4 protein-coding genes are annotated in these 3,271 nt (G+C 72.0%); 1 reads left to right on the top strand and 3 read right to left on the bottom strand.

Going from position 1 to position 3,271, the window contains the following annotated elements; translation table 11 throughout:
• Positions 1 to 104: 104 nt before the first annotated feature.
• Together RWP81_RS15575 and RWP81_RS15570 are read right to left on the bottom strand one after the other, a co-directional pair.
• Entirely contained in the window at positions 105 to 680 is a 576-nt protein-coding gene (locus RWP81_RS15575) for a GNAT family protein (RefSeq protein ID WP_314457631.1), read from the bottom strand.
• Complete coding sequence (locus RWP81_RS15570) at positions 677 to 1,048, bottom strand: MerR family transcriptional regulator (RefSeq protein ID WP_243224166.1); 372 nt, start codon at positions 1,046 to 1,048, stop codon at positions 677 to 679. The genes RWP81_RS15575 and RWP81_RS15570 overlap by 4 nt, the downstream gene beginning before the upstream one ends.
• A 117-nt stretch (positions 1,049 to 1,165) precedes the next feature.
• Between RWP81_RS15570 and RWP81_RS15565 the strand changes: the two genes are divergently transcribed.
• Positions 1,166 to 2,659 (top strand): SulP family inorganic anion transporter, encoded by a 1,494-nt coding sequence (locus tag RWP81_RS15565; protein WP_314457628.1) that lies wholly within the window; start codon positions 1,166 to 1,168, stop codon positions 2,657 to 2,659.
• Positions 2,660 to 2,901: 242 nt separating this feature from the next.
• Here the strand turns inward: RWP81_RS15565 and RWP81_RS15560 are convergent.
• Positions 2,902 to 3,271 (bottom strand): AraC family transcriptional regulator (locus RWP81_RS15560; RefSeq protein WP_314457626.1); only part of this gene is annotated, 370 nt, incomplete at its 5' end.

Here is a 3,271-nt window from a genome sequence, read left to right as displayed (position 1 = left end):
GGGAGGACCCATCGACTCCGCGGCATCCTCCCCCGGCCGGATCTCCTCCCTTCGTGTACGCGTGCCGGCACGGGCCGGCGTGGAACACGGCCCGCGGCACGGGCTCAGCCGCGCAGGCGCTCCTCGAGCCCGGCGCGAACCGCCGGCCACTCCTCGCGCAGGATCGAGAAGTACAGCGTGTCGCCGACGCTGCCGTCGGACGCGATGCGGTGGTGGCGCAGCCGCCCCTCGGGCGTGGCCCCGAGACGCTCGATGGCCCGGGCGCTTCGCGCATTGCGCGCGTCGCACCGCAGCCCCACACGGTTCAGACCCCACGCGTCGAAGGCCTGCCCCAGCAGCAGCATCTTCGCCGCGGGGTTCGTCCTCCCGCCCTGGAAGGCGCGGCCGTACCACGTCGTCCCGACCTCGACCCGCCCCTGCGTCGGCGCATAGTCGTAGAACGTCGTCGCCCCGCGGATGCCGCCGGTCTCGGCATCCCGCACCGTGAACGCGAGCATCCCCGGCGTCTCGCGCTGCTGAGCGACGCGGTCGGCGTAGGCCTGCGCAGAGTCGGGCCACGCCGTCGTCATCCCGGCCCAGATCGCGGGGTCGGTGAGCGCCCACGCCTCGGCGGCGTCGTCAGGATGCGCGGGGGTGAGACGGATGCCGTGGCCCTCGAGCACGAGGTCGTGGGCGGTCATCGCGCCTCCAGCTGCGCGACGAACTCGTCGGCGGCGGCGAGCTTGCGTCGCAGGTCGTCGCGTCGCGTCAGGGCTTCGTCGCGGATGTCGCCCAGGCGCCCGGCGAGGGCACGGTCGGCGGGGTCGGCGTCGAGCCCGTCGACGACGGCGAGCAGCTCCCCCATCTGTTCGAGCGAGTATCCCAGCGGCTTCATGCGGCGGATCAACAGGAGCCGCGACTCGTCGTCGGCGGTGTACAGGCGGAAGCCCCCGTCGCTGCGCGCCGAGGGCCGCAGCAGACCGATCTCGTCGTAGTGACGGAGGGTGCGGATCGACAACCCGGTCCGCTCGGCGAGTTCGCCGATCTGCATCGGTCGGTGGGCGGTCATGGCATCCCCCGTTCCGCAACCCTCTCGTTACGGTAGAGTTCGTAGCGGTCGCGATCGCGACCCCCCTATTCTTCCCCGTGCCGACGCGGGTTCCCTCCCACCTCCCGGAGTATCTCCATGACCGACGTCCTCGCGCGCCCGCGCCCCGAACCGACCGTGCTGCAGGCCCTGCGTTCGCCGCGGCTACTCACGCGCGAGGTGCTCGCCGGCCTCGTGGTGGCCATCGCCCTCATCCCCGAGGCCATCGCCTTCTCGATCATCGCCGGGGTCGACCCACGGCTCGGCCTGTTCTCGTCGTTCGTGATGGCCGTCGCGATCGCCTTCCTCGGCGGGCGTCCCGCCATGATCTCGGCCGCGACCGGAGCGATCGCCCTGGTCATCGCGCCCGTCGCGCGCGAGCACGGCGTCGACTACCTTCTCGCCACCGTGATCCTCGGCGGCATCCTGCAGGTGATCCTCGGGCTGCTGGGCGTGGCCAAGCTCATGCGCTACATCCCCCGCAGCGTCATGGTCGGCTTCGTCAACGCACTGGCGATCCTCATCTTCATCGCCCAGGTGCCGCAGCTCATCGGCGTGCCGTGGGCCGTCTATCCGATCGCCGCGGCAGGACTGTTGATCATGTACCTGCTGCCTCGCGTCACCCGGGCCGTGCCGGCCCCGCTCGTCGCGATCGTGCTGCTGACCGGCGCCGCCGTGGTGTTCGGCATCTCGGTGCCGACGGTCGGCGACCAGGGCGCGCTGCCCGAGAGCCTGCCGAACCTGCTGATGCCGAACGTGCCGTTCACGCTCGACACGCTCGGCATCATCTTCCCGTTCGCCGTCGCGATGGCGATCGTGGGGCTGCTCGAGTCGCTCATGACCGCGGCGCTCGTCGACGACATCACCGACACCCCCTCCTCGAAGACGCGAGAGTCGCTCGGTCAGGGCGCGGCCAACGTGCTGTCGGGCCTCTTCGGCGGAATGGGCGGCTGCGCGATGATCGGCCAGACCATGATCAACGTCAAGGCCTCGGGCGCCCGCACCCGCATCTCGACCTTCCTCGCCGGCGTCTTCCTGCTCGTGCTCGTGCTGGTGTTCGGCGACATCGTGGCCATCATCCCGATGGCGGTGCTCGTCGCCGTGATGATCGTCGTCTCGGTCGCCACCTTCGACTGGCACAGCATCCGCCCCTCGACGCTGCGCCGGATGCCGCTGAGCGAGACGGTCGTGATGGGGCTGACGGTGGCGGTCACGGTCTGGACCCACAACCTCGCGATCGGGGTCGGTGTGGGCGTGATCGCGGCGGCGGTGCTGTTCGCCCGGCGCGTGGCGAACCTGACCACGGTGACGCGCTCGGTCGACGGCGACACCGCCCGCTATGTCGTCGAAGGCGCGCTGTTCTTCGCCTCGAGCAACGACCTGACCACGAAGTTCGCGTACCACCACGACCCGCGGCGAGTCGTCATCGACCTGTCGCGCTCGCACGTGTGGGACGCCTCGACGGTGGCGGCGCTGGATGCCGTGCAGACGAAGTACGCGCACCTCGGCACCACCGTGGAGCTCGAGGGGATGAACACTGCGGCTCGGCGGTTCCACGGGCGCCTCACCGGAGGCCTGGGCGCGGGCCACTGACCGCGAACACTCGCTGACGCCCCCGAGCACGCCTGCGCGACCGGTACCGGACGGGTCGACGCTCGCGGTGGATCCGGCCGCGGGCGGTGCGGGCCTGCGCTCCTCGCCGTGCGGGAACGGCGACGGGAGGAGATACCGGGATAGGAGGATGCCGACACCCGGTGGCGACCCTCCGCTCACCGGATCCCCTCCGCTTCGCACCGCCCCGCCGCGCCCGCTCCGAGCCGGAGCGGCGGCCGGTGTCAGGAGCGCAGCGTGGTGGAGGGCGTCTCGCCGAACTCGCCGCGGTACACCGCGGCGAAGCGTCCGAGGTTCGAGAAGCCCCAGCGCGCGGCGATGGCGGCGACCGTCTCGACCGACGGATCGGCGCTGCGCAGTTCCGCGCGCGCGGCATCGAGGCGCACCCGGCGCAGGTACTGCATCGGCGTGCGGCCGGTCGCGGCGCGGAAGGCGTACTGCAGTCCCCGCGGAGACAGCCGCGCCGCCTGGGCGATGTCGGCCAGCACGACGGGCTCGGCGGCGTGCGCATCCACGTAGGCCTTGGCACGACGCACCGGGGCGGGCAGCGGGCGCGACGGACGGCCCGCGGCGAGCGCATCGGTGAAGGTGGTG

Origin of the sequence: uncultured Microbacterium sp. (assembly GCF_963521695.1) — a bacterium.
GTDB lineage: Bacteria > Actinomycetota > Actinomycetes > Actinomycetales > Microbacteriaceae > Microbacterium.
The sequence above is the reverse complement of the archived record's forward strand: the minus strand, read 5'-3'. Positions and strand labels throughout refer to the sequence as shown.